Origin of the sequence: Streptomyces sp. NPDC047014, from assembly GCF_040644195.1 — a bacterium.
Taxonomy (GTDB): domain Bacteria; phylum Actinomycetota; class Actinomycetes; order Streptomycetales; family Streptomycetaceae; genus Streptomyces.
Genome location: NZ_JBEYVX010000005.1, coordinates 130,953 through 151,940, shown reverse-complemented (window position 1 = coordinate 151,940; position 20,988 = coordinate 130,953). Strand labels below are relative to the sequence as shown.

The following is a 20,988-nucleotide window of genomic DNA, read 5'->3' as shown; positions in this document are numbered from 1 at the left end:
ACGGTGTTTCACGTGAAACACCGTCCCCGGCGTCCGGCTCAGGGAGGCATGTTTCACGTGAAACATCGCCGGCGCCGGCCGAGGAGCACCGCGGTGCCCGCGTAGAGGGCGGATACGCAGACCAGCAGGACCACGGACCGCCCGTCGGCCGGGAGCACCAGGGCGGCCACCGCCGCCGCGCCGACGAAGGCCACGTTGAAGAGCACGTCGTAGACGGAGAACACCCGCCCGCGGTAGTCGTCGTCCACCTGGGACTGGATCTCCGTATCGGTGGAGATCTTCGCGCCCTGGGTGGCGAGGCCGAGGACGAAGGCCGCGACCAGCATCGGACCGGGGGCGAAGAACAGGCCGAGCGCCGGCACCAGCACCGCGGCGCCCGCCGCGCAGGCGGTGATCCAGCCGAGGGTGCCCAGCCGCCCCACCATCCACGGGGTCACCACGGCGGCCGCGAAGAATCCCGCCCCCGAGGTGCCGACGGCGATGCCCAGCAGCGCCAGCCCCTCGGCCTCGCTCCCCGACCAGGCGTAGCGGCAGAGCATCAGCAGCATGACGAACAGGGCCCCGTAGCAGAACCGCATCATGGTCATCGCGGTGAGCGCCCGGGCCGCCTCGCGCCGGGCGGCGAGATGCCGCAGGCCCTCGGCCATGCCGCGCACGGTGAGCGCGATCCCCTCGGCCACCGAGGGGCGGACCCGGCCCGGGGGATGGTCGGGTCCCAGGAGGCCGATGGCCAGCCGCAGGGAGACGAGGGCGGCGCACAGGTACAGCCCCGCCCCGAGCAGCACCACCAGGGCGTTGGAGCCGGAGGCCAGGAGCCGGACGAGGAAGGCGAGCCCGCCGCCGGCCACCGCGGCGAGGGTCCCGGCGGTGGGGGACAGGGCGTTCGCGGTGACGAGCTGCCCGGGACCGGCCACATGGGGCAGCGAGGCGGCCAGCCCGGCCAGGACGAAGCGGTTCACGGCGGTCACGGACAGGGCCGAGGCGTAGAACAGCCAGTCGGGGACGTGCGCGACGATCAGCATCCCGGTGACGCAGGCGAGGAGGGCCCGCAGCAGGTTGCCGTAGAGGAAGACCTGGCGGCGGCGCCAGCGGTCGAGCAGCACCCCGGCGAAGGGGCCGATCACCGAATAGGGCAGCAGCAGTACCGCCATGGCGGAGGCGATGGCCGCGGGCGAGGTCTGCTTCTCCGGGGAGAAGACGACATAGGTGGCCAGCGCGACCTGGTAGACCCCGTCCGCCGCCTGCGAGAGCAGCCGTACGGCGAGCAGGTTGCGGAAGTCCCTCAGGCGCAGGAGTACGCGCAGATCACGTACGACAGGCATGAGGGCAAGGGTCACACACGCGGAGGGTCCCCGGGCACATTGCCCGGGGACCCTCCGCGGAAGAACAGCCGAAGTCCAGGTGTCCGGAAGAACCGGGCTCCGGACTAGCGCTCGACCTCGCCCTTGATGAACTTCTCGACGTTGGCCAGGGCCTCGTCGTCGAAGTACTGCACCGGCGGGGACTTCATGAAGTAGCTCGACGCCGACAGGATCGGGCCGCCGATGCCGCGGTCCTTGGCGATCTTCGCGGCGCGCAGGGCGTCGATGATGACACCCGCGGAGTTCGGGGAGTCCCACACCTCGAGCTTGTACTCGAGGTTCAGCGGGACGTCACCGAAGGCGCGGCCCTCGAGGCGGACGTAGGCCCACTTGCGGTCGTCGAGCCACGCGACGTAGTCGGACGGGCCGATGTGGACGTTCTTCTCGCCCAGCTCGCGGTCGGGGATCTGCGAGGTGACGGCCTGCGTCTTGGAGATCTTCTTCGACTCCAGGCGGTCGCGCTCCAGCATGTTCTTGAAGTCCATGTTGCCGCCCACGTTGAGCTGCATGGTGCGCTCGAGACGGACACCGCGGTCCTCGAACAGCTTCGCCATCACGCGGTGCGTGATGGTGGCGCCGACCTGCGACTTGATGTCGTCGCCGACGATCGGGACACCGGCCTCGGTGAACTTGTCCGCCCACTCCTTGGTGCCGGCGATGAAGACCGGGAGGGCGTTGACGAAGGCGACCTTGGCGTCGATGGCGCACTGGGCGTAGAACTTCGCCGCGTCCTCGGAACCGACCGGCAGGTAGCAGATCAGGACGTCGACCTCGCGGTCCTTGAGGACCTGGACGATGTCGACCGGGGCCTCGGCGGACTCCTCGATCGTCTGGCGGTAGTACTTGCCCAGACCGTCGTAGGTGTGGCCGCGCTGGACGGTCACACCCGCGTTCGGGACGTCGCAGATCTTGATGGTGTTGTTCTCGCTGGCGCCGATGGCGTCCGAGAGGTCGAGGCCGACCTTCTTCGCGTCGACGTCGAACGCGGCGACGAACTCGATGTCACGCACGTGGTAGTCGCCGAACTGGACGTGCATCAGCCCGGGGACCTTGGACGCCGGGTCGGCGTCCTTGTAGTACTCGACGCCCTGCACCAGCGAGGCGGCGCAGTTGCCCACGCCGACGATGGCTACGCGAACCGAACCCATTCCGGTTGCTCCCTGTTTGTTCTCGGACGAGGTCTGCACGACGCAGTCCTCATTTTTCGGTTTCGTCGGACGGACCGGGTCGTCTCAGATCCCGTCCCGCCCGCTCACTCTCGATGAGCTCGTTCAGCCAGCGGACTTCGCGCTCCACGGACTCCATGCCGTGCCGTTGCAGCTCGAGCGTGTAGTCGTCGAGGCGCTCCCTGGTCCGGGTGAGGGAGGCGCGCATCTTCTCCAGGCGCTCCTCCAGCCGGCTGCGGCGGCCCTCCAGCACCCTCATCCGCACTTCTCGCTCGGTCTGGCCGAAGAAGGCGAAACGGGCGGCGAAGGACTCGTCCTCCCAGGTCTCGGGGCCCGTGTGGGACAGGAGCTCTTCGAAGTGCTCCTTCCCCGCGGCCGTCAACCGGTAGACGATCTTGGCGCGGCGCCCTGCGAGTGAAGCGGCGAGAGCGTCTTCCGGGGCACTCCCCGGTTCTTCGATCAACCAGCCGTTTGCGACCAGCGTCTTGAGGCAGGGGTAGAGAGTGCCGTAACTGAACGCCCGGAAGACCCCCAGCGAGGTGTTGAGCCGCTTGCGCAGCTCGTAGCCGTGCATGGGGGATTCCCGGAGCAGTCCGAGGACGGCGAATTCGAGGATGCCGGAGCGTCTGCTCACCGCCTGCCTCGCCTCCACCCCTGAGTCTTTATGCCGAGCTGATGTATCGACTCGATACATCCAGACGATAGAACGGGCGTCCTCCATCGACAAGGGGAGACGTGGTGACCGGCGTCACATCACCGATTCGCACCAGCCAGGTTGCCTGATTTGGGGTGAACTTCGGCACTGGGCGGGTTTTGAGCGTGCGTAGTCTGTGCGCCATGACACCGGGGGGAACCGGAATTCATCTGCCGCTTCCAGGCCACTCGCCTGCCCGAGGAGTAGTCGTTCGATGAGCGAGCACCGCCGTAAACCGCCGCAGCCCCAGGACGGCGGGCGGGCGTCGGCCCGACGCGCCGCCCAGCAGCGTCCCCACCGGGGCGCGCCGGACGGACGCGACGTCCCTACCGCTTCCTACAGCGGCCCGTACGCACCGCAGCCCGGCAAGGGAAGCCGCGCAGACGCCCGCCGGGCCGCCCAGAGAGGCCCGGCGGGCAGAGGCAGAGGCAGCGGACGCGGTGCCGGCGCGGGTGCCGGTGCCGCCGCGGGCCGCCCGGACAAGCGGCTCATCAACTACCCGCGGTCCGACAAGGACGGCTGGAAGCGCTTCGTGCCCTCCTGGAAGTTCGTCGCCGGCACGGCCCTCGGCTTCTTCGCGGTGATCGTGGCGGGCACCGGCATCGGCATCGCCATGGTGAGCACGCCCGACCCGAACAAGGCGGCCGAGGCGCAGAACAACGTCTTCTACTGGGCCGACGGCAGCCAGATGGTGGCCACGGGCGGTTCGATGAACCGGCAGATCGTGCCCATCTCCAGCATCCCCCGGTCGATGAGGGACGCCGTCATCGCGGCGGAGAACGAGTCCTTCGAGACGGACAAGGGCGTCGACCCGATGGGCATCGCCCGCGCCGTGTGGAACATGGCCACGGGCGGTTCCACCCAGGGCGGTTCGACCATCACCCAGCAGTACGTGAAGAACACCTACCTCGACTCCGACCAGACCCTCAAGCGCAAGGCCACCGAGCTCTTCATCGCGATAAGGCTGGGCGTCACCGAGGAGAAGGACCTCGTCCTCGCGGGCTACCTCAACACCGCCTACTACGGACGCGACGCGTACGGGATCCAGGCCGCGGCCCGCGCCTACTTCGGCAAGGACAGCCAGAACCTGAACCCGGCCGAGTGCGCCTTCCTCGCCTCCGTGCTCAAGGGCCCCAACCTCTACAACCCGGACGGCGGCATCGGCGCCGCGGCCACCCCCGAGCTCAACGAGCAGCGGGCGCGGGAGCGCTGGTCCTGGGTCCTGGACCGGCAGGTCACGGTCGGCCGGATGGACAAGGCCGAGCGGGCGAAGTACAAGGACACCGACTTCCCCCCGCGCGTGGAGTCGGCGCAGGCCCGCGGCATGACCGGCCAGATCGGCTACCTGGTCGACACGGCCAAGGCGTACGTGATGAAGACCAAGGGCATCACCGTCGAGCAGATGGCCATGGGCGGCTACCGGATCCGGACCACCTTCGAGAAGCCGCGGGTGGACGCCCTGGCCAAGGCGGTCGAGGACACCCGCGACGGGTTCATCGACGAGAAGAAGCGCCCCGACACCGACTCCTTCGTGCAGTTCGGCGCGGCCTCGGTGGACGTCAAGACGGGCGCGCTGGTGGCCCTGTACGGCGGTCCGGGCTGGGACAAGAAGTACTTCAGCAACAACGCCAACACCAGCGGTGTCCCGGTCGGCTCGACCTGGAAGCCCTATGTCCTGGCGGCGGCGATGGAGTACGGCACCCAGAACTCCAACGGCAAGGGCATCTCGGCCGACAGCAAGTACATGGCGAACGACCTCACCGTGATCAACAACCGGGAGGGCAAGCCGCTGCGCGACGCCGCGGGCAAGCCGTTCCAGCAGAAGAACGAGAGCCCCACCCCCTTCGGCTACGTGACCCTCAACGAGGCGATGGAGAAGTCCATCAACGTGCCGTTCGCCCAGCTCGTCTTCGACGTGGGCCACGACAAGGTCCGTACGGTGGCCAAGTCCACGGGCCTCCTGGAGGAGTCGCTGAACCCGAACAACGACGCCTCCTTCGCGCTCGGCACCTCCACCCCCAGCGCCATCCGCATGGCCGACTCGTACGCCACCTTCGCCGCCTCCGGCACGCACCGCGAGCCCTTCTCCGTGACCGAGGTCATGAAGGACGGCGACAAGCTGACCGGCTTCGAGCGGCCCAAGGACCAGCGGGTCATGGACGACTCCATCGCGGACAACATCACCAAGGTGCTGCAGAACGTGGTCCAGAACGGCACCGCGACCAAGGTCAAGAAGCTCGGCCGGCCGGCCGCGGGCAAGACCGGTACCACGGACGAGAACAAGTCCGCGTGGTACGTGGGCTACACCCCGGAGCTGTCCACCGCCGTGGCCCTCTTCCGCACCGACCCCAACTCGGCGGACAAGAAGCTCAAGTCCATGAAGGGCGTCGGAGACATCCCGTCCATCCACGGTGGTGACATCCCGGCGGAGATCTGGACCGAGTACATGCGCGATGCGCTCAAGGACGTGCCCGTCACGAAGTTCCCGGCGGCGGAGGACATCGGCGTCGTCGCGGACGGCGCGGGCGCTCCCAGCCCCTCCCCCGCGGCGCCCGCCTCGCCCTCCCCGTCCCCGTCGACGCTCCCGCCGACCACCTCGCCGTCGCCGTCGCCCTCCCCGTCGAAGGGCGGCAAGCCGTCCTGCCCGCCGTGGAAGCTGTACTGCGACCCCGAGACCGTGCGCGGGAACAACAACGGCGGCCAGGACGGCGGCGCCAACACCGGCACCATCACCGGCACGAACGGCGGCCCCAGCGGACCGCCGTCGCCCACGGGCACCGGCAGGCCGGGCCGTCCGGGCGGCATCAACGGAGGATTCAGCAGCAGCAACAGCGGCACCGGCGGCGACTGACCCGCTCCGCCGCCCCCGGTTTCCGGGAAGGCCGTCCGAGGAAGGCCGTCCGAGGAAGGCCGTCCGAGGAAGGCCGTCGCACCCCTGGTGCGGCGGCCTTCCCGCGTGCCGGGCCCCGTACGGCAGGATGACCCCCATGACGAAGGTGCACGAGGACCACCCCGTACCGCCCACGCAGCAGGACGAGGTCGCCGCAGCGGGCAGTGAGCTCCTCGGCGGCCCGCTCGGCCGCTACGCCCGGCTCGGCGGGCACTGGCTCGGCCCGGTGCGCGTCGTGGCCCTCGTCGCCATCGGCATGTTCGCGCTCGGCATGGTGCAGAAGCTGCCCTGCTACGACTGGGCCTGGTTCCAGGGCGCCACCTCGCAGTACGCCCACGCCTGCTACTCCGACATCCCGCACCTGTACGCCGTACGCGGCTTCGCCGACAACCTGACCCCGTACTTCGACCGGATCCCCGGCGACATGGAGTACCTGGAGTACCCGGTCCTCACCGGGCTCTTCATGGAGATCGCCTCCTGGCTCACGCCCGGCGGCGGCACCATGCAGCACCGCGAGCAGATGTACTGGATGGTCAACGCCGGCATGCTGATGGCCTGCGCCGCCGTCATCGCCGTCTGCGTGGCGCGCACCCACCGCCGCCGCCCCTGGGACGCCCTGCTCTTCGCCCTGGCCCCCGCCTTCGCCCTGACGGCGACGATCAACTGGGACCTGCTGGCCATCGCCCTCACGGCCGCCGGCATGCTCCTGTGGTCCCGCGGCCGGAGCGTCCTCTTCGGCGTCTTCATCGGCCTGGCCACCGCCGCCAAGCTCTACCCCGTCCTGCTGCTCGGGGTGCTGTTCGTGCTGTGCTGGCGGGCCGGGAAATGGCGGGCCTTCGGCGGGGCCGTCCTGGGCGCGGCCGGGGCCTGGCTGGTGGCGAACCTGCCCGTCATGCTCTTCGCCTGGGAGGGCTGGACGAAGTTCTACACCTTCAGCCAGGAGCGGCCGATCGACTTCGGCTCCGTCTGGCTGCTGATCTCCCAGCGCTCGGGCAACCCCCTGCACGACGCCAACACGTACGCGACCGGCCTGACGCTCCTGCTGTGCGGGGCCATCGGCCTGCTCGCCCTGACGGCCCCCCGGCGCCCCCGTTTCGCCCAGCTGGCCTTCCTGGTCGTCGCCGCCTTCATCCTCTGCAACAAGGTCTACTCGCCGCAGTACGTGCTGTGGCTCATCCCGCTGGCCGTGCTGGCCCGGCCGCGCTGGCGGGACTTCCTGATCTGGCAGGCCGGCGAGGTCGTCTACTTCCTCGGGATCTGGTCCTACCTCGCCTACATCAACAGCGGTGACAAGCACCAGGGCCTGCCCGTGGAGGGCTACCAGGTGGCGATCGCCGCGCACCTGCTGGCCACCCTGTACCTGTGCGCCGTCGTCGTCCGGGACATCCTGCTGCCCGAGCACGACGTCGTCCGCCGGGACGGCTCGGACGACCCCTCGGGCGGTGTCCTGGACGGGGCCGAGGACGTGTTCGTGCTGTCGGACGCGGCGAGGGCGCCGCAGGACGCGGCGCCCTCGGAGGGACAGCGGGTCGCCTGGGGCTCCGGGCCCCAGGACTGACCGGGCGGGATCAGGAGTCGAGCATCCGGTCGAACTGCGTGGTGGTGTGCCGCAGGTGCGCCACCAGCTCGTCGCCCACCTTGGGCTCCGTCGAGTCCGAGGGCACGAACAGGATCGACACCTGCATGTGCGGCGGCTCGGCGAACCAGCGCTGCTTGCCCGCCCACACGAACGGCGAAAGGTTCCGGTTGACCGTGGCCAGGCCGGCCCGGGCGACGCCCTTGGCCCGCGGCATCACGCCGTGCAGCGCCTTCGGCGCCTCCAGCCCGACGCCGTGCGAGGTGCCGCCAGCGACCACGACCAGCCAGCCGTCGGAGGCGGCCTTCTGCTGGCGGTAGCCGAACCGGTCGCCCTTGGCCACGCGGGTGACGTCGAGCACCGAGCCGCGGTACGCGGTCGCCTCATGGTCGCCCAGCCACAGCCGGGTGCCGATGCGGGCCCGGAAGCGGGTCTGCGGGAACTGCTGCTGGAGCCGCACCAGTTCCTCGGCCCGCAGGTGGCTGACGAACATGGTGTGCAGCGGCAGCCGGGCCGCGCGCAGCCGGTCCATCCAGCCGATGACCTCCTCGACGGCGTCCGAGCCGTCGGGGCGGTCCAGCGGCAGGTGCAGGGCGAAGCCCTCCAGCCGTACGTCCTCGATGGCCCCCTGGAGCTGGCCGAGGTCCTGCTCGGAGATCCCGTGGCGGCGCATCGAGCTCATGCACTCGATGACCACGCGCGCGCCCACCAGGCTGCGGACACCCTCCAGCGAGGACACCGAGCGGATGACCCGGTCCGGCAGCGGCACCGGCTCCTCGCCCCGCCGGAACGGGGTGAGGACGAGCAGGTCGCCGCTGAACCAGTCCTTGATGCTCGCGGCCTCGTACGTGGTGCCCACGGCGAGCACGTCGGCGCCCATCCGGGTGGCCTCCTCGCACAGCCGCTCGTGTCCGAAGCCGTAACCGTTGCCCTTGCAGACCGGGATCATCCCGGGGAACTGGTCCTGAACCTGCTTCTGGTGCGCACGCCAGCGCGCGGTGTCGACGTAGAGCGTGAGCGCCATGCCCGTCCGGAACCTCTCCTGTGGAGCTGCGTGGTGCAGCGGGACTGTGTGTGGGGGATGCGGGGTGATCGGTGGGTCAGCGACGCGACATGTAGATGTCGAGCGCCTTGTGCAGCACCTTGTTCAGCGGGAAGTCCCATTCGCCGACGTACTCCACGGCCTCGCCGCCCGTACCGACCTTGAACTGGATCAGACCGAACAGGTGATCGTTCTCGTCCAGCGTGTCAGAGATTCCGCGGAGGTCGTAGACGCTGGCGCCCAGGGCGTAGGCGTCGCGCAGCATCCGCCATTGCATCGCGTTGGACGGCCGGACCTCGCGCTTGTGGTTGGCGGAGGCGCCGTACGAGTACCAGACGTGCTGGCCGACGGTGAGCATCGTGGCGGCGGCCAGCGGCTCCCCCTCGTGCGTGGCGATGTAGAGGCGCATGCGGTTGGGGTCCTCGGCGTTGAGGGCCGTCCACTGGCGCTGGAAGTAGCTGAGGGGGCGCGGGCGGAACTTGTCGCGCTCGGCGGTGATCTCGTAGAGGTGCTGCCAGGTCGGCAGGTCCTCGTAGCCGCCCTGGACGACCTCGACGCCGGCCTTCTCGGCCTTCTTGATGTTGCGGCGCCACAGCTGGTTGAAGCCCTTGAGGACGTCGTCGAGCGAGCGGTTGGCCAGCGGCACCTGGAAGACGTAGCGGGGCTGCACGTCACCGAAGCCGGCGCCGCCGTCCTCGGCCTGCTGCCAGCCCATGCGGCGCAGCTTGTCGGAGACCTCGAAGGCGCGGGGCTCGATGACCGACGCCTCCACGTCGCGCAGGCGCTTGACGTCCGGGTCCTGGATGCCCGCCTTGATGGCGGCCGAGTTCCAGCGCCGGATGACGACCGGCGGGCCCATCTTCACGGTGAAGGCGCCCTGCTGCTTGAGGTGGGCCAGCATCGGCTGGAGCCATTCCTCCAGGTTGGGGGCGTACCAGTTGATGACCGGGCCCTCGGGGAGGTAGGCGAGGTACCGCTTCACCTTGGGCAGCTGCCGGTACAGCACGAGGGCGGCGCCGACCAGCTCGTCGGACTCGTTGAACCATCCGAGGTTCTCGGAGCGCCACTCGTTCTTCACGTCGGCCCACGCCGGGACCTGGCAGTGGCTCGCCGAGGGCAGGCTCTGGAGGTAACCCAGATGCTGCTCTCGGCTGATGGTCCTCAGGGACAGGCTCATGCGGGGCGTCTCCTCCGGCGGCTTCGCTGGCTATGGCGCGAAGCCTACTGCGACAAGGGCGCCACCCTTCTGGGGGACGGGCCGTGGGCCCGGACCGGTATCCGGCCGGCGCCCTGCCGCGGAGATGTCCCGGCCGGCCCGCTCAGGCGCCGAAGAGGCCGCCGTGCGCCATGCCGAGGTAGAAGCCGATGGCAGACGCGCCAAGGCCGATGATCAGCGCGAAGCGCTCGCGTGTCGTGACGGAGATGAACTGTCCGTACGCGCCGGTGAGGATTCCGATCAGCCCCGCCCACGAGGTGAGCAGGTGGAGGTTGTGGAAGAAAGCCGTGACGAACGCCACGGCGCCGAGGACGACGGTGACCACCATCAGCGTGTCCTGCAGCGGGTGGGGCTTGCCGTCGGTCGCGAGGAGCGAGATGGACGCCTGGGGCCGGAATGCCTGTGCCATCGGAAGGCACCTCCTGGGTGAAGCGGAGCGGCGGTGCTGCGGGGAGCCGTCTCCGGCGGAGCCGGGGACCTAGCACACCGAGCACACCCGATGGATACCGATTGTGTCCCCTCCCCGGCGGATTTCAACCGGAAGGAGTCGAGCAGGTAGTCTGTACAGCTGCGCGGTGTCTGCTCTGCGGACGCCGTGCTCTACGCATCACGACCCTCCTGCCACGGAACGACCGTGGCCGCTGAGTCCAAAGGAGGTGGGTTCCACATGCGTCACTACGAAGTGATGGTCATCCTCGACCCCGATCTCGAGGAGCGCGCTGTCTCCCCGCTGATCGAGAACTTCCTCTCCGTCGTCCGTGAGGGCAACGGAAAGGTCGAGAAGGTCGACACCTGGGGCCGTCGTCGTCTCGCTTACGAGATCAAGAAGAAGCCCGAGGGCATCTACTCGGTCATCGACCTCCAGGCCGAGCCTGCGGTCGTCAAGGAGCTTGACCGACAGATGAACCTGAACGAGTCGGTTCTCCGGACCAAGGTCCTTCGCCCCGAGACCCACTGAACTCCGGTTCAGCGGTAATCGGGACCGAGTAGCACAGCAGCCCAGCAGCAATCCCCGCCGAGAGGTTCATCCATGGCAGGCGAGACCGTCATCACGGTCGTCGGCAATCTCGTCGACGACCCCGAGCTGCGCTTCACCCCCTCGGGTGCGGCGGTCGCGAAGTTCCGTGTCGCGTCCACCCCCCGCACCTTCGACCGCCAGACCAACGAGTGGAAGGACGGCGAGAGCCTGTTCCTGACCTGCTCGGTGTGGCGGCAGGCGGCGGAGAACGTCGCCGAGTCCCTTCAGCGGGGCATGCGCGTCATCGTGCAGGGCCGGCTGAAGCAGCGGTCGTACGAGGACCGTGAGGGTGTCAAGCGCACGGTCTACGAGCTGGACGTCGAGGAAGTCGGCCCCAGCCTGAAGAACGCCACGGCCAAGGTCGCCAAGACCACCGGTCGCGGTGGCCAGGGCGGGTACGGCGGCGGCCAGCAGCAGGGCGGCGGCGGTGGCGGCGGCTGGGGCGGAAGCTCCGGCGGCGGCCAGGGCCAGCAGGGCGGCGGAGCTCCCTCCGACGACCCGTGGGCGTCCAGCGCGCCGGCCGGTGGCCAGCAGCAGGGCGGCGGCGGGGGCGGCTGGGGCGGAAGCTCCGGCGGCTCCGGCGGTGGCTACTCGGACGAGCCGCCCTTCTAAGGGCAGCTCCCCTCACACTTCTTGATCACACAGGAGAGACACAATGGCGAAGCCGCCTGTGCGCAAGCCTAAGAAGAAGGTCTGCGCGTTCTGCAAGGACAAGACCGCGTACGTGGACTACAAGGACACGAACATGCTGCGGAAGTTCATTTCCGACCGCGGCAAGATCCGTGCCCGCCGCGTCACCGGCAACTGCACGCAGCACCAGCGTGACGTCGCCACGGCCGTGAAGAACAGCCGTGAGATGGCGCTGCTGCCCTACACGTCCACCGCGCGATAAGGAAAGGGTGACCGAATAATGAAGATCATCCTGACCCACGAGGTCTCTGGCCTCGGTGCCGCCGGCGATGTCGTCGACGTCAAGGACGGTTACGCTCGCAACTACCTGGTCCCGCGTGGTTTCGCGATCCGCTGGACCAAGGGTGGCGAGAAGGACGTGGCGCAGATCCGCCGCGCCCGCAAGATCCACGAGATCGCGACCATCGAGCAGGCCAACGAGGTCAAGGCCAAGCTCGAGGGCGTGAAGGTCCGTCTGGCCACCCGCGCGGGTGACGCCGGTCGTCTCTTCGGTTCCGTGACCCCGGCCGACATCGCCACGGCGATCGAGGCTTCGGGTGGCCCGAAGGTCGACAAGCGCCGCGTCGAGCTGGGCTCCCCGATCAAGACCCTCGGTTCGTACCAGGTCTCCGTGCGTCTGCACGCCGACGTGTCCGCGAACGTGGGCCTCGAGGTCGTCGCCGCCTAAGGGCTGCACAGCGAAGGGCCGCACCCTCCGGGGTGCGGCCCTTCGTCGTGTCCGGGCTACGGGTTCCGGGACTCGGGGCGGTGTTTCACGTGAAACACCGCTCCTGGTTTCACGTGAAACACCGCGCGGCCCGCCCGCATGTTTCACGTGAAACAGCTAGCGGGTGGCGCCCGCGACCGCCCAGCGGCCCGAGCGGGCCCGCAGCTGGAGGGTGACCATCCGGACCAGCATCATCAGCGTCATGGCGCCCCAGAGGGCCGTCAGGCCCCCGCCCAGGGCCGGTACGAGCAGGGCGACCGGGGTGAACGCCGCGAGGGTCACGAGCATGGCCCGGGCCAGGTAGGGCCCGTCACCCGCGCCCATCAGCACCCCGTCGAGCACGAAGACGATCCCGGAGACGGGCTGGGAGAGGGCCACGACCAGCAGGGCCGGCAGCAGGGCGCTCTCGACCGCCGGGTCGCTGGTGAACAGCGGGATGAAGACGGGCCGGGACAGGGCCACGAGCAGGCCCAGGACGAGGCCGGTGACGATGCCCCACCGGACCATGCGGCGCCAGACGGCCTTGGCGCCGTCGGTGTCCCCCGCCCCGAGGTACCGGCCGATGATCGCCTGCCCGGCGATCGCGATGGCGTCCAGGGCGAAGGCGAGCAGGCTCCACAGGGAGAGCAGGATCTGGTGGGCGGCGATGTCGGCGTCGCCGAGCCGGGCCGCGACCACGGTCGCGATCATCAGGATGGCGCGCAGCGACAGCGTCCGGACCAGCAGGGGAGCACCGGCCTGGGCGCAGGCCCGGATGCCCGCGGCGTCGGGGCGCAGGGAGGCCCCGTGCCGCCGGGCCCCGCGGACGACGACGAAGAGGTAGGCGGCGGCCATGGCGCACTGGGCCATCACCGTGCCCCAGGCGGAGCCGGCGATGCCGAGGCCGGCGCCGTAGACGAGGGCGAGGTTCAGGGCTCCGTTGAGGGCGAAGCCGCCGATGGCTACGTAGAGCGGGGTACGGGTGTCCTGGAGGCCGCGGATGACACCGGTGGCGGCGAGCACCACGAGCATCGCCGGGATGCCGAGCGAGGAGATCCGCAGGTAGGTGATCGCGTGCGGGGCCACCACGTCGGAGGCGCCGAAGAGGGAGACCAGCCAGGGCGCGGCGGGCAGGACCACCGCGACCACGGCGGCGCCCAGCAGGAGGGCGAGCCAGATGCCGTCCATGCCCTGCCGGATGGCCGCGGGGAGATCGCCCGCGCCGACCCGGCGGGCGACGGCCGCGGTGGTGGCGTAGGCGAGGAAGACGAAGACGCTCACGGCGGTGGTGAGCAGGGCGGCGGCGATGCCGAGACCGGCCAGCTGGGGGGTGCCGAGGTGTCCCACGATGGCGCTGTCGGCCAGGACGAAGAGCGGCTCGGCCACGAGGGCGCCGAAGGCGGGGACCGCGAGGGCGAGGATCTCCCGGTCGTGCCGTCTCGGCCCTGCCGGCGGTGCTGTGAGGGCCTGTGTCATGTGCTCAATCTAATCTTCCACAGGTAATGGACGCAACTGTCTTTGAGTCCTTACCAAGGCGCTGACTTGCACGTTCCTCCCACCTCGTTGGGAGGGATCTCGCGAAGCCGCCGAAGAAATTTCTTCCCCCAGCCCCGTGGACAGCAAAAGTGCAGCTCAGATGGGGTGCGGGGGTGCCCCGGGTGATTTTGTCCACAGCGTCCTCCCCCGGTCCGTACACAGCTTCCGGGGAGTTACCCACAGCATTGGCGCCGTCATCCACATCTCATCCACAGACCCTGTGGATAACAAGATTGGCTGACGCCGCCCGCGGCCCTACCGTGGTGCGTTGCCCGACTCGCCGAGAGCCGGTTCGGGTGCCCCATATGTCAGAGCCGTGTCGTAGAAAGAGTGGCACGGCAAGGTCCGCTTTGCGGACGGGAGGAGGCGGCCCGGTGAGCATGGCCGAGCCCATGGACGACCCCTGGGCCGACAGCGGTCCGAGCGACCGTCTGCCCGCCCGTCCGCGCCGCAAGGGCGAGGGCCGCGGCCGCGGCGACGAGCAGCACGACCGGGGCCGCGAGGGCGGTTCCTGGGAGGGCGGCGACGGCGGCGGCTTCGAGCGCGTCCCCCCGCAGGACCTGGACGCCGAGCAGTCCGTCCTGGGCGGCATGCTGCTCTCGAAGGACGCCATCGCCGATGTCGTCGAGGTCATCAAGGGCCACGACTTCTACCGGCCCTCGCACGAGACGATCTACCAGGCCATCCTCGACCTGTACGCCAAGGGCGAGCCGGCCGACCCCATCACCGTGGGCGCCGAGCTCACCCGCCGCGGCGAGATCAGCAAGGTGGGCGGGGCCTCGTACCTGCACACCCTGGTGCAGTCCGTGCCGACCGCGGCGAACGCCGAGTACTACGCGGAGATCGTCCACGAGCGGGCCGTCCTGCGCCGCCTCGTCGCCGCCGGTACGAAGATCACACAGATGGGGTACGCCGCCGACGGGGACGTCGACGAGATCGTCAACAGCGCCCAGGCGGAGATCTACGCCGTCACCGAGCAGCGGACCTCCGAGGACTACCTGCCGCTCGGCGACATCATGGAGGGCGCGCTCGACGAGATCGAGGCCATCGGCTCGCGCAGCGGCCAGATGTCCGGCGTCCCGACGGGCTTCACGGACCTGGACTCCCTGACCAACGGCCTGCACCCCGGCCAGATGATCGTCATCGCCGCCCGTCCCGCGATGGGTAAGTCCACGCTCGCGCTGGACTTCGCGCGGGCCTGCTCCATCAAGAGCAACCTGCCGAGCGTGATCTTCTCCCTCGAAATGGGGCGCAACGAGATCGCCATGCGCCTGCTCTCGGCGGAGGCCCGGGTGGCGCTGCACCACATGCGGTCGGGCACGATGACGGACGACGACTGGACCCGGCTCGCCCGCCGGATGCCCGACGTGTCCGCCGCCCCCCTCTACATCGACGACTCCCCCAACCTGTCGATGATGGAGATCCGCGCCAAGTGCCGCCGGCTCAAGCAGCGCAACGACCTCTCGCTCGTGGTCATCGACTACCTCCAGCTGATGCAGTCGGGCGGCTCGCGCCGTCCCGAGAGCCGCCAGCAGGAGGTCTCGGACATGTCCCGAAACCTCAAGCTGCTGGCGAAGGAGCTGGAGGTCCCGGTGATCGCGCTCTCCCAGCTGAACCGTGGCCCCGAGCAGCGCACCGACAAGAAGCCGATGGTCTCCGACCTGCGTGAATCCGGCTCCATCGAGCAGGACGCGGACATGGTGATCCTGCTGCACCGCGAGGACGCCTACGAGAAGGAGTCCCCCCGCGCCGGCGAGGCCGACCTGATCGTCGCCAAGCACCGCAACGGCCCCACGGCCACCATCACCGTGGCCTTCCAGGGCCACTACTCGCGCTTCGTGGACATGGCCAACACGTAGCATCCGATCATGCAGGGCCTCAGCTTGCGTGGCCACATCTCACGAGCGATGGCCGAGCGATGGCATACCTGACACGGGTCTGAGACTGGCAGGTCAAGACCCTCAGGAGGGTGCTCAGGGCTATTCGAACGTCTCAAGATGGTGCGGCGTCATGAATCCGGAGTTCACTCCGGGTCGGACAGGCGATGAAAGGCTCCGTCGAACTCGTCCGACGCCAGCAGCTTGGCGATCACGCTCACCATGCCTCGGATGCCAGGTTCTCGGACGATCAGCCCGTCCGAGCACCAGAAGCACCGGCCTCCTGCGGCTTCTCCGGTCCCCTCCCATCTCCTCATCAGCCGGTCCACCTCGGCGAGGGTGAAGATCGTCGCACTCCAGCGAGAGCCATCGGGAAGGTGGACCTCGACATCCACATTGCACACCTCATCGAGCACCTCGTCAGGGTTTGGGAGGAACAGGGCCTCGAAGCCTGCGGCGAGGACGCGGTAATAGGGGCCGTCCCATCCGCCGCCGGTCTGTGGTTCGCTCGTCGTGGTGGTCACAGCATGAGCATCCCAGCAGTCCAGATGACGATCCACTGGAATGGGACACCGCAGCGGCTGGCGCGCAGGCCGCCGCCATCATGGGCTCGTGAAGACATGGATGCGCTGTTACTGGGACGAGGAAGACACCTGGTTCTACTTCGAGGTCGACGCCGACGGCTGGGTGACCCGGCAGGTCGAACTCGAAGGGCCTGAGCTGATCCCGATCGCAGCTGCCTCCCTCGCCGAGTGGCAGGGGGCCCGCGATGCAGGCCGCCTCGATGAGTACGACAGCAGGTTCGGGATCACAGCCGAGTCGCCCGTCTCGGAGTGGGAAGGCCACGAGCCCGAACAACTCACCTTGGAGCAGTTCGAGGAAGTCTGGGGTCCTGCCCGTTGCCGGATTGCATCCCGGCCCGGCCTTCGACAAGATCCCGGAGACCCTGGACACGGCTCAAGAAGGACATCGTCAGCCACATCGAGCGGGCAGTAACCGTCCGCGAGTGGATGGAACGGACGGGTGCCGAAGCAGGTTCGTGATGCTCCTGGGCGATGGTCCAGACCGCCGGACCGTCTGAGGAAGTGACATCGAAAGTGAGAACCTACAGATCATGGATGAGCTTGCCGAGGACCTCGAACTCCTTCCCGCGACCCGTCGTGCGCTGAGGCACCGGATCGCCGTCGCGCAGAGCGCGGGGCGCGCCCCGTCGGTGGTGGCGGCCGTCCTGCGCGGGGGCGAGGTGGTGTGGGAGGGGGCCCGGACCTCGGTGGAGGGGCACGGCCCGGACGGGAACGTGCAGTACCGGATCGGGTCGATCAGCAAGACGTTCACCGCGGTCATGGTGATGCGGCTGCGGGACGAGGGGCTGCTGAGCCTCGACGACCCGCTGGAGAAGCATCTGCCGGGGACCGGCGTGGGCCGGGTGACCGTGGCCCAGCTGCTCTCCCACACCGGCGGGCTGGCCGCGGAGACCCCCGGCCCGTGGTGGGAGCGCACCCCCGGCGCGCTGCGTCCTGCGCTCGCCGATGTGCTGGGTGAGGAGCCCTTCAAGCTCACCCCGGGCAGCAGGCACCACTACTCCAACCCGGGCTACACCCTGCTGGGTTCGCTGGTGGAGGCGCTGCGCGGCAGGCCCTGGGAGGAGGTCCTGCGCGCGGAGGTGCTGGAGCCGCTGGGCCTGGACCGTACGAGCGCCGCGCCGCTGGCCCCGCATGCCGGGGGCTGGGCGGTGCATCCGTGGGCGGACGTCATGATGCCGGAGCCGCTGGAGGACCTGGGGCTGATGGCCGCCGCCGGCCAGCTGTGGTCCACGACGCGGGACCTGGCCCGTTTCGCGGGCTTCCTGCTGCGCGGTGACGAGCGGGTCCTGGGCGCGGAGTCGGTACGGGAGATGCGCCGGCCGTCCGCACCGCCCGAGCCGGGCCTCGCCGATCTCGGCTACGGGCTGGGCATGCAGCTGGCGGCCCACGGCGAGCGCAGGCTCGCCGGGCACGGCGGTTCGCTGCCGGGGTTCGTCGCGGGGCTGTGGCTGAGTGAGGCGGACGATGTGGCCGCCGTGGTCCTGGCCAACTGCACCTCGGGGGTGCCCGCTTCGGGAGTGGCCGTGGACCTGGTGGCGATCGTCGCGGACGCCGAGCCCCGCTTCCCGCAGCCGTGGCGGCCGTTCACGGAGGCCGAGGCCGCGCGGCTGCCGCTGGAGCTGTGCGGCCCCTGGTACTGGGGGACCGCCGCCCATGCGGTCCGGCTGCTCGCGGACGGCGCGCTGGAGCTGGCTCCGGTCGCCGCGACGGGGCGTACGGCCCGCTTCCGCGCCGAGCCCGACGGCAGCTGGACGGGGCTCTCCGGCTACTACACGGGGGAGACCCTGCGGGCGGTGCGGCGCGAGGACGGCTCGGTGAGCCATCTGGACCTGGCGTCCTTCGTGTTCACGCGGGAGCCGTACGAGGCCCAGGCGCCGGTGCCCGGCGGGGTGGACCCGCGGGGCTGGCGCGGCATCGGCTGACCGCCGCCGGGCCGAAGCCCCGGGCTCAGGAGACGAGTTCGCGCTCCAGCGGGGTGCGGAAGCGCGGGGTGATCCGGGCCGCTCCCACCCACGCGGCGAGCCGGGCGGCCTCGGCGGCGACGGCCTCCTCGGCGGCGCGGCCGTGGTCGGCCAGCAGCCGCCAGACGATCTCGCCGTCGGGGCGCTGGGCCCAGCCGCCGACGATCTCGCCGTTCCACCACACGGTGGGCCCGATGTTGCCGGCGTAGTCGAAGAGCGCGGGCCGGTGCGCGGGGTCGAGGTGGAAGCCGCGGTCGGCCCAGCCCATGCCCGCCGGGTCCAGGCCGGGCAGCAGCGCGGCCCAGGGCTCCGGCGCGGGGACGGGGGCGGTGTCCCCCGGGGCGACGAGGGCGGTGCCGCCGTCGTCGAGCCGCACCTGGTCCGGGCCGACGGCGGCCAGCGCCTTGCGGACGTCCGTGAGGCTCCAGCCGGTCCACCACTTGAGGTCCGCCTCGGTGGCCGGGCCGTACGCGTACAGCCAGCGGCGGGCGATCTCCGCGCGGGCCTCGGCGGCGGGCACGGCGGGCCAGGGCGCGGTGTGCACCCAGCGGAACTGGCTGGAGGTCCACGAGCCGCGCGGCCGGTCCCGGCGGATCCGGCCGTCGGCGGCCAGCAGGCGGATCACGCGGGTGGCGACGCCGGTCTCGGTCTCGTACTTCTTGCCCCGGCCGATGGTGATCTTCTGCCGCAGCGCGGGGACGGCGGCGGACAACTGGCTTCCGGTGAGCGGACCTTGTACGTCGAGAGTGGCGAGTGCGGCGGCTTCGGCCTCCGCCAGCCAGGCCGCGTCCAGTCCCTGCCCGTCCTCGTCGAGGTGCTTGAGGAAGGTGCGGCGCTCCTTCACGGCGATCCCCCGCGCCGTCGACGCGTCCACGTACGGGGCGAGCGCGGTGGAGACCGCGAAGAGGGTGTTGCGCATGCTGAGCAGCCGTACGACGCCCACGTCCTCGTAGAGCGCCTGCTCGACGGCCCCGGGGCCGCCCCCGGCCAGCCGGGCGCGCGCGGAGAGGAAGACGGTGGCGGCGTCGGTGGCATGGAGGGCGACGACGGAGTCCGCCGCCTCGTCGACCGTCGTGGCGCGGGCCGAGGGGGCCAGCCGGTGGCGCAGGCCGAGCCGGCCGCGGCGCTCGGCGGTGGTGATGAGGGGAAGGGGGCTCATCCTCCCGATCGTAGGCCGGGCCGCCGACATCGCGGCCCGGTCCGGCAGATCCGGCCGCCGGGTCAGAGCGGGAGCTTGAACCCGACGTGGGAGGCGGTGAACCCCAGCCGCTCGTAGAAGCGGTGGGCGTCGGTGCGGGTCACGTCCGAGGTCAGCTGGACCAGCGAGCAGTTCTCGGCGCGGGAGGTCTCGATGGCCCATTCGACGAACCGGGTGCCGAGGCCGCTGCCGCGTTCGTCCGCGTGGACGCGGACGCCCTCGATGATCGAGCGGGTGGCTCCCTTGCGGGAGAGGCCCGGGACGATCGTCAGCTGGAGCGTCCCCACCACCCGGCCGTCGCGGACGGCGACGACGAGGTGCTGGTTCGGGTCTCCGGTGAGGCGTTCCAGGGCCGCGAGGTACGGGGTGAGGTCGTCCGGGGACTCGCGGGTGGCCCCCAGCGGGTCGTCGGCCAGCAGGGCCACGATCGCGGGGACGTCGGCCTCGGTGGCCGGCCGGATCGTCAGCTCGGAGGGGTCGGTCATGCGAAGGTCCACGAAGGTCCTCTCTCAGCCCGCGGCCACGGTCAGGGGCGCCCAGCGCCGGGTCCAGTCGCCGGGCAGGCCCGGGATACCGCGCGTCATGACGGCGTTGAAGGCCACGGACTCCAGACCGCGGCCCTTGAGCCAGCCGAGAAGTTCCTCGTGGCGCACGTCGATGTCGGTGCGCAGCGGGCGGTCCGTGGTCAGGGCGAGCGCGGTGACCAGGGCCCGGGCGGTCGCGGTGTCGTGGGCGATCAGCGGGCCGATGACGTGGGTGTGCATATTGGGCCAGGCGGCCGCGTAGCCGGTGAGCGAGCCCTCCGCGGCGGGGTCCTCCGCGACGACCAGCCGGTCGGCGAAGGCCGGCAGCCGGGTGATCATGTGCGTCCGGTCGGCGCCGAAGATCTCGGCGTCCAGGCGCAGGATGCGGGGGATGTCCTCGGCGACGGCGGGCCGGATCCGGATGCCGCCGTCGGCGGCCGGGGTGTCCTCGGGCGCGGGCCGGAAGGTGCCCACCAGCATCTCCGCGCGGCCGGTCACCTCGAAGCCCAGCTCCTCGTAGAGGGGGCGGCCGAAGGGGGTGGCGTGCAGGGTGAGCGGGTGGCCCTTGAGGACCTCGTCGCAGATATGGCTCATCACGGCGCGGCCCAGCCCCTGGCGGGCGTAGCGGTCGGCGACGAGGACCATGCCGATGGCGGCGAGATCGGGTCCGGCGGGGGCACTGCCGTACCGGGTGACGACGCAGGCGGCGGCCAGTCCCCGGCCGTCCGGTGCGTCGACTCCGTAGCCGTTCCCGGCGGCCAGCAGCAGCCCCCACTTGTGGTCCTCGCGGAGCCAGCCACGATCTTCGGAGAGGTCGGCGCAGTAGTGGAGATCGTCCACGGTCAGCGCCCGGATCGGTAGATCGGTGATGTGTGGTGGTGTCACCGGGCCAGACTGGATCATGGATCGGGCTCCGTCCAGGGGATTGCCGAGTTGGATGTTTCACGTGAAACATGCCCGCCCCGCTCGC

The 20,988-nt window shown here is 70.3% G+C and carries 20 protein-coding genes; 9 read left to right on the top strand and 11 right to left on the bottom strand.

Annotated features, from left to right (window positions below):
* Positions 1 to 53: 53 nt before the first annotated feature.
* The 3 genes from ABZ873_RS05300 to ABZ873_RS05290 all read right to left on the bottom strand — a co-directional run bounded on the left by ABZ873_RS05300 (position 54) and on the right by ABZ873_RS05290 (position 3,161).
* Positions 54 to 1,322 (bottom strand): MFS transporter, encoded by a 1,269-nt coding sequence (locus ABZ873_RS05300; RefSeq protein WP_360865441.1) that lies wholly within the window; start codon positions 1,320 to 1,322, stop codon positions 54 to 56.
* A gap of 104 nt (positions 1,323 to 1,426) precedes the next feature.
* Positions 1,427 to 2,509: an inositol-3-phosphate synthase gene (locus tag ABZ873_RS05295; protein WP_031156048.1), complete on the bottom strand. Its 1,083-nt coding sequence runs from the start codon at positions 2,507 to 2,509 to the stop codon at positions 1,427 to 1,429.
* 49 nt (positions 2,510 to 2,558) lie between these two features.
* Entirely contained in the window at positions 2,559 to 3,161 is a 603-nt protein-coding gene (locus tag ABZ873_RS05290) for a PadR family transcriptional regulator (protein WP_360865436.1), read from the bottom strand.
* A gap of 274 nt (positions 3,162 to 3,435) precedes the next feature.
* Between ABZ873_RS05290 and ABZ873_RS05285 the strand changes: the two genes are divergently transcribed.
* Both ABZ873_RS05285 and ABZ873_RS05280 read left to right on the top strand, forming a co-directional pair.
* Positions 3,436 to 6,072 carry a transglycosylase domain-containing protein gene (locus tag ABZ873_RS05285; protein WP_360865433.1) on the top strand — a complete coding sequence of 879 codons (2,637 nt, stop codon included), beginning with the start codon at positions 3,436 to 3,438 and terminating at the stop codon, positions 6,070 to 6,072.
* 136 nt (positions 6,073 to 6,208) lie between these two features.
* Positions 6,209 to 7,669, top strand: coding sequence for a glycosyltransferase 87 family protein (locus ABZ873_RS05280; RefSeq protein WP_360865430.1), 1,461 nt, complete (start codon positions 6,209 to 6,211; stop codon positions 7,667 to 7,669).
* Between the two features lie 10 nt (positions 7,670 to 7,679).
* On the opposite strand, the gene ABZ873_RS05275 is transcribed toward ABZ873_RS05280, so the two are convergent.
* The 3 genes from ABZ873_RS05275 to ABZ873_RS05265 all read right to left on the bottom strand — a co-directional run bounded on the left by ABZ873_RS05275 (position 7,680) and on the right by ABZ873_RS05265 (position 10,354).
* The gene (locus tag ABZ873_RS05275; protein WP_360865427.1) at positions 7,680 to 8,711 is read right to left on the bottom strand and encodes an alanine racemase; all 1,032 of its coding nucleotides are present in this window, start codon (positions 8,709 to 8,711) and stop codon (positions 7,680 to 7,682) included.
* 76 nt (positions 8,712 to 8,787) lie between these two features.
* Positions 8,788 to 9,906, bottom strand: a complete 1,119-nt coding sequence (locus ABZ873_RS05270) for a peptidoglycan bridge formation glycyltransferase FemA/FemB family protein (RefSeq protein ID WP_360865424.1) — start codon at positions 9,904 to 9,906, stop codon at positions 8,788 to 8,790.
* Positions 9,907 to 10,048: 142 nt separating this feature from the next.
* Positions 10,049 to 10,354 carry a hypothetical protein gene (locus ABZ873_RS05265; protein ID WP_360865421.1) on the bottom strand — a complete coding sequence of 102 codons (306 nt, stop codon included), beginning with the start codon at positions 10,352 to 10,354 and terminating at the stop codon, positions 10,049 to 10,051.
* 258 nt (positions 10,355 to 10,612) lie between these two features.
* On the opposite strand from ABZ873_RS05265, the gene rpsF reads away from it, so the two are divergent.
* The 4 genes from rpsF (at position 10,613) to rplI (ending at position 12,320) form a co-directional block, all read left to right on the top strand.
* Positions 10,613 to 10,903, top strand: a complete 291-nt coding sequence (rpsF, locus tag ABZ873_RS05260) for a 30S ribosomal protein S6 (protein WP_004950685.1) — start codon at positions 10,613 to 10,615, stop codon at positions 10,901 to 10,903.
* Between the two features lie 72 nt (positions 10,904 to 10,975).
* The gene (locus ABZ873_RS05255) at positions 10,976 to 11,575 is read left to right on the top strand and encodes a single-stranded DNA-binding protein (RefSeq protein WP_360865416.1); all 600 of its coding nucleotides are present in this window, start codon (positions 10,976 to 10,978) and stop codon (positions 11,573 to 11,575) included.
* Positions 11,576 to 11,618: 43 nt separating this feature from the next.
* A complete protein-coding gene (gene rpsR, locus ABZ873_RS05250; protein ID WP_005315025.1) occupies positions 11,619 to 11,855 on the top strand; it encodes a 30S ribosomal protein S18 in 237 nt (78 codons plus the stop codon).
* Positions 11,856 to 11,873: 18 nt separating this feature from the next.
* Entirely contained in the window at positions 11,874 to 12,320 is a 447-nt protein-coding gene (gene rplI, locus ABZ873_RS05245; RefSeq protein ID WP_360865412.1) for a 50S ribosomal protein L9, read from the top strand.
* Between the two features lie 156 nt (positions 12,321 to 12,476).
* On the opposite strand, the gene ABZ873_RS05240 is transcribed toward rplI, so the two are convergent.
* Positions 12,477 to 13,814, bottom strand: coding sequence for an MATE family efflux transporter (locus ABZ873_RS05240; RefSeq protein ID WP_360865409.1), 1,338 nt, complete (start codon positions 13,812 to 13,814; stop codon positions 12,477 to 12,479).
* Between the two features lie 452 nt (positions 13,815 to 14,266).
* Here ABZ873_RS05240 and dnaB point away from each other — a divergent pair, with 452 nt between their 5' ends.
* Positions 14,267 to 15,733, top strand: coding sequence for a replicative DNA helicase (gene dnaB, locus ABZ873_RS05235; protein ID WP_360865618.1), 1,467 nt, complete (start codon positions 14,267 to 14,269; stop codon positions 15,731 to 15,733).
* A gap of 164 nt (positions 15,734 to 15,897) precedes the next feature.
* On the opposite strand, the gene ABZ873_RS05230 is transcribed toward dnaB, so the two are convergent.
* Positions 15,898 to 16,275 (bottom strand): hypothetical protein, encoded by a 378-nt coding sequence (locus tag ABZ873_RS05230; RefSeq protein WP_360865406.1) that lies wholly within the window; start codon positions 16,273 to 16,275, stop codon positions 15,898 to 15,900.
* Between the two features lie 100 nt (positions 16,276 to 16,375).
* Here ABZ873_RS05230 and ABZ873_RS05225 point away from each other — a divergent pair, with 100 nt between their 5' ends.
* On the top strand, positions 16,376 to 16,747 hold the full coding sequence (locus ABZ873_RS05225) for a hypothetical protein (RefSeq protein ID WP_360865615.1): 372 nt from the start codon (positions 16,376 to 16,378) through the stop codon (positions 16,745 to 16,747).
* A gap of 118 nt (positions 16,748 to 16,865) precedes the next feature.
* Complete coding sequence (locus tag ABZ873_RS05220; protein WP_360865403.1) at positions 16,866 to 18,257, top strand: serine hydrolase domain-containing protein; 1,392 nt, start codon at positions 16,866 to 16,868, stop codon at positions 18,255 to 18,257.
* A 25-nt stretch (positions 18,258 to 18,282) separates the two neighbouring features.
* Here the strand turns inward: ABZ873_RS05220 and ABZ873_RS05215 are convergent, their stop codons facing one another.
* The 3 genes from ABZ873_RS05215 to ABZ873_RS05205 all read right to left on the bottom strand — a co-directional run bounded on the left by ABZ873_RS05215 (position 18,283) and on the right by ABZ873_RS05205 (position 20,921).
* Positions 18,283 to 19,455 carry a winged helix DNA-binding domain-containing protein gene (locus tag ABZ873_RS05215; protein ID WP_360865400.1) on the bottom strand — a complete coding sequence of 391 codons (1,173 nt, stop codon included), beginning with the start codon at positions 19,453 to 19,455 and terminating at the stop codon, positions 18,283 to 18,285.
* A gap of 62 nt (positions 19,456 to 19,517) precedes the next feature.
* Positions 19,518 to 19,979 (bottom strand): GNAT family N-acetyltransferase, encoded by a 462-nt coding sequence (locus ABZ873_RS05210; RefSeq protein ID WP_360865397.1) that lies wholly within the window; start codon positions 19,977 to 19,979, stop codon positions 19,518 to 19,520.
* A gap of 24 nt (positions 19,980 to 20,003) precedes the next feature.
* A complete protein-coding gene (locus tag ABZ873_RS05205) occupies positions 20,004 to 20,921 on the bottom strand; it encodes a GNAT family N-acetyltransferase (RefSeq protein WP_360865394.1) in 918 nt (305 codons plus the stop codon).
* Positions 20,922 to 20,988: the final 67 nt, after the last annotated feature.

What these genes read in the sequence shown, in the direction of transcription:
- ABZ873_RS05300 (WP_360865441.1), bottom strand. Translation starts at nt 1,322, where the DNA reads ATGCCTGTCGTACGTGATCTGCGCGTACTCCTGCGCCTGAGGGACTTC.
- ABZ873_RS05295 (WP_031156048.1), bottom strand. Translation starts at nt 2,509, where the DNA reads ATGGGTTCGGTTCGCGTAGCCATCGTCGGCGTGGGCAACTGCGCCGCC.
- ABZ873_RS05285 (WP_360865433.1), top strand. Translation starts at nt 3,436, where the DNA reads ATGAGCGAGCACCGCCGTAAACCGCCGCAGCCCCAGGACGGCGGGCGG.
- ABZ873_RS05280 (WP_360865430.1), top strand. Translation starts at nt 6,209, where the DNA reads ATGACGAAGGTGCACGAGGACCACCCCGTACCGCCCACGCAGCAGGAC.
- ABZ873_RS05275 (WP_360865427.1), bottom strand. Translation starts at nt 8,711, where the DNA reads ATGGCGCTCACGCTCTACGTCGACACCGCGCGCTGGCGTGCGCACCAG.
- ABZ873_RS05270 (WP_360865424.1), bottom strand. Translation starts at nt 9,906, where the DNA reads ATGAGCCTGTCCCTGAGGACCATCAGCCGAGAGCAGCATCTGGGTTAC.
- ABZ873_RS05265 (WP_360865421.1), bottom strand. Translation starts at nt 10,354, where the DNA reads ATGGCACAGGCATTCCGGCCCCAGGCGTCCATCTCGCTCCTCGCGACC.
- rpsF (WP_004950685.1), top strand. Translation starts at nt 10,613, where the DNA reads ATGCGTCACTACGAAGTGATGGTCATCCTCGACCCCGATCTCGAGGAG.
- ABZ873_RS05255 (WP_360865416.1), top strand. Translation starts at nt 10,976, where the DNA reads ATGGCAGGCGAGACCGTCATCACGGTCGTCGGCAATCTCGTCGACGAC.
- rpsR (WP_005315025.1), top strand. Translation starts at nt 11,619, where the DNA reads ATGGCGAAGCCGCCTGTGCGCAAGCCTAAGAAGAAGGTCTGCGCGTTC.
- rplI (WP_360865412.1), top strand. Translation starts at nt 11,874, where the DNA reads ATGAAGATCATCCTGACCCACGAGGTCTCTGGCCTCGGTGCCGCCGGC.
- ABZ873_RS05240 (WP_360865409.1), bottom strand. Translation starts at nt 13,814, where the DNA reads ATGACACAGGCCCTCACAGCACCGCCGGCAGGGCCGAGACGGCACGAC.
- dnaB (WP_360865618.1), top strand. Translation starts at nt 14,267, where the DNA reads ATGGACGACCCCTGGGCCGACAGCGGTCCGAGCGACCGTCTGCCCGCC.
- ABZ873_RS05225 (WP_360865615.1), top strand. Translation starts at nt 16,376, where the DNA reads ATGCGCTGTTACTGGGACGAGGAAGACACCTGGTTCTACTTCGAGGTC.
- ABZ873_RS05220 (WP_360865403.1), top strand. Translation starts at nt 16,866, where the DNA reads ATGGATGAGCTTGCCGAGGACCTCGAACTCCTTCCCGCGACCCGTCGT.
- ABZ873_RS05215 (WP_360865400.1), bottom strand. Translation starts at nt 19,455, where the DNA reads ATGAGCCCCCTTCCCCTCATCACCACCGCCGAGCGCCGCGGCCGGCTC.
- ABZ873_RS05210 (WP_360865397.1), bottom strand. Translation starts at nt 19,979, where the DNA reads ATGACCGACCCCTCCGAGCTGACGATCCGGCCGGCCACCGAGGCCGAC.
- ABZ873_RS05205 (WP_360865394.1), bottom strand. Translation starts at nt 20,921, where the DNA reads ATGATCCAGTCTGGCCCGGTGACACCACCACACATCACCGATCTACCG.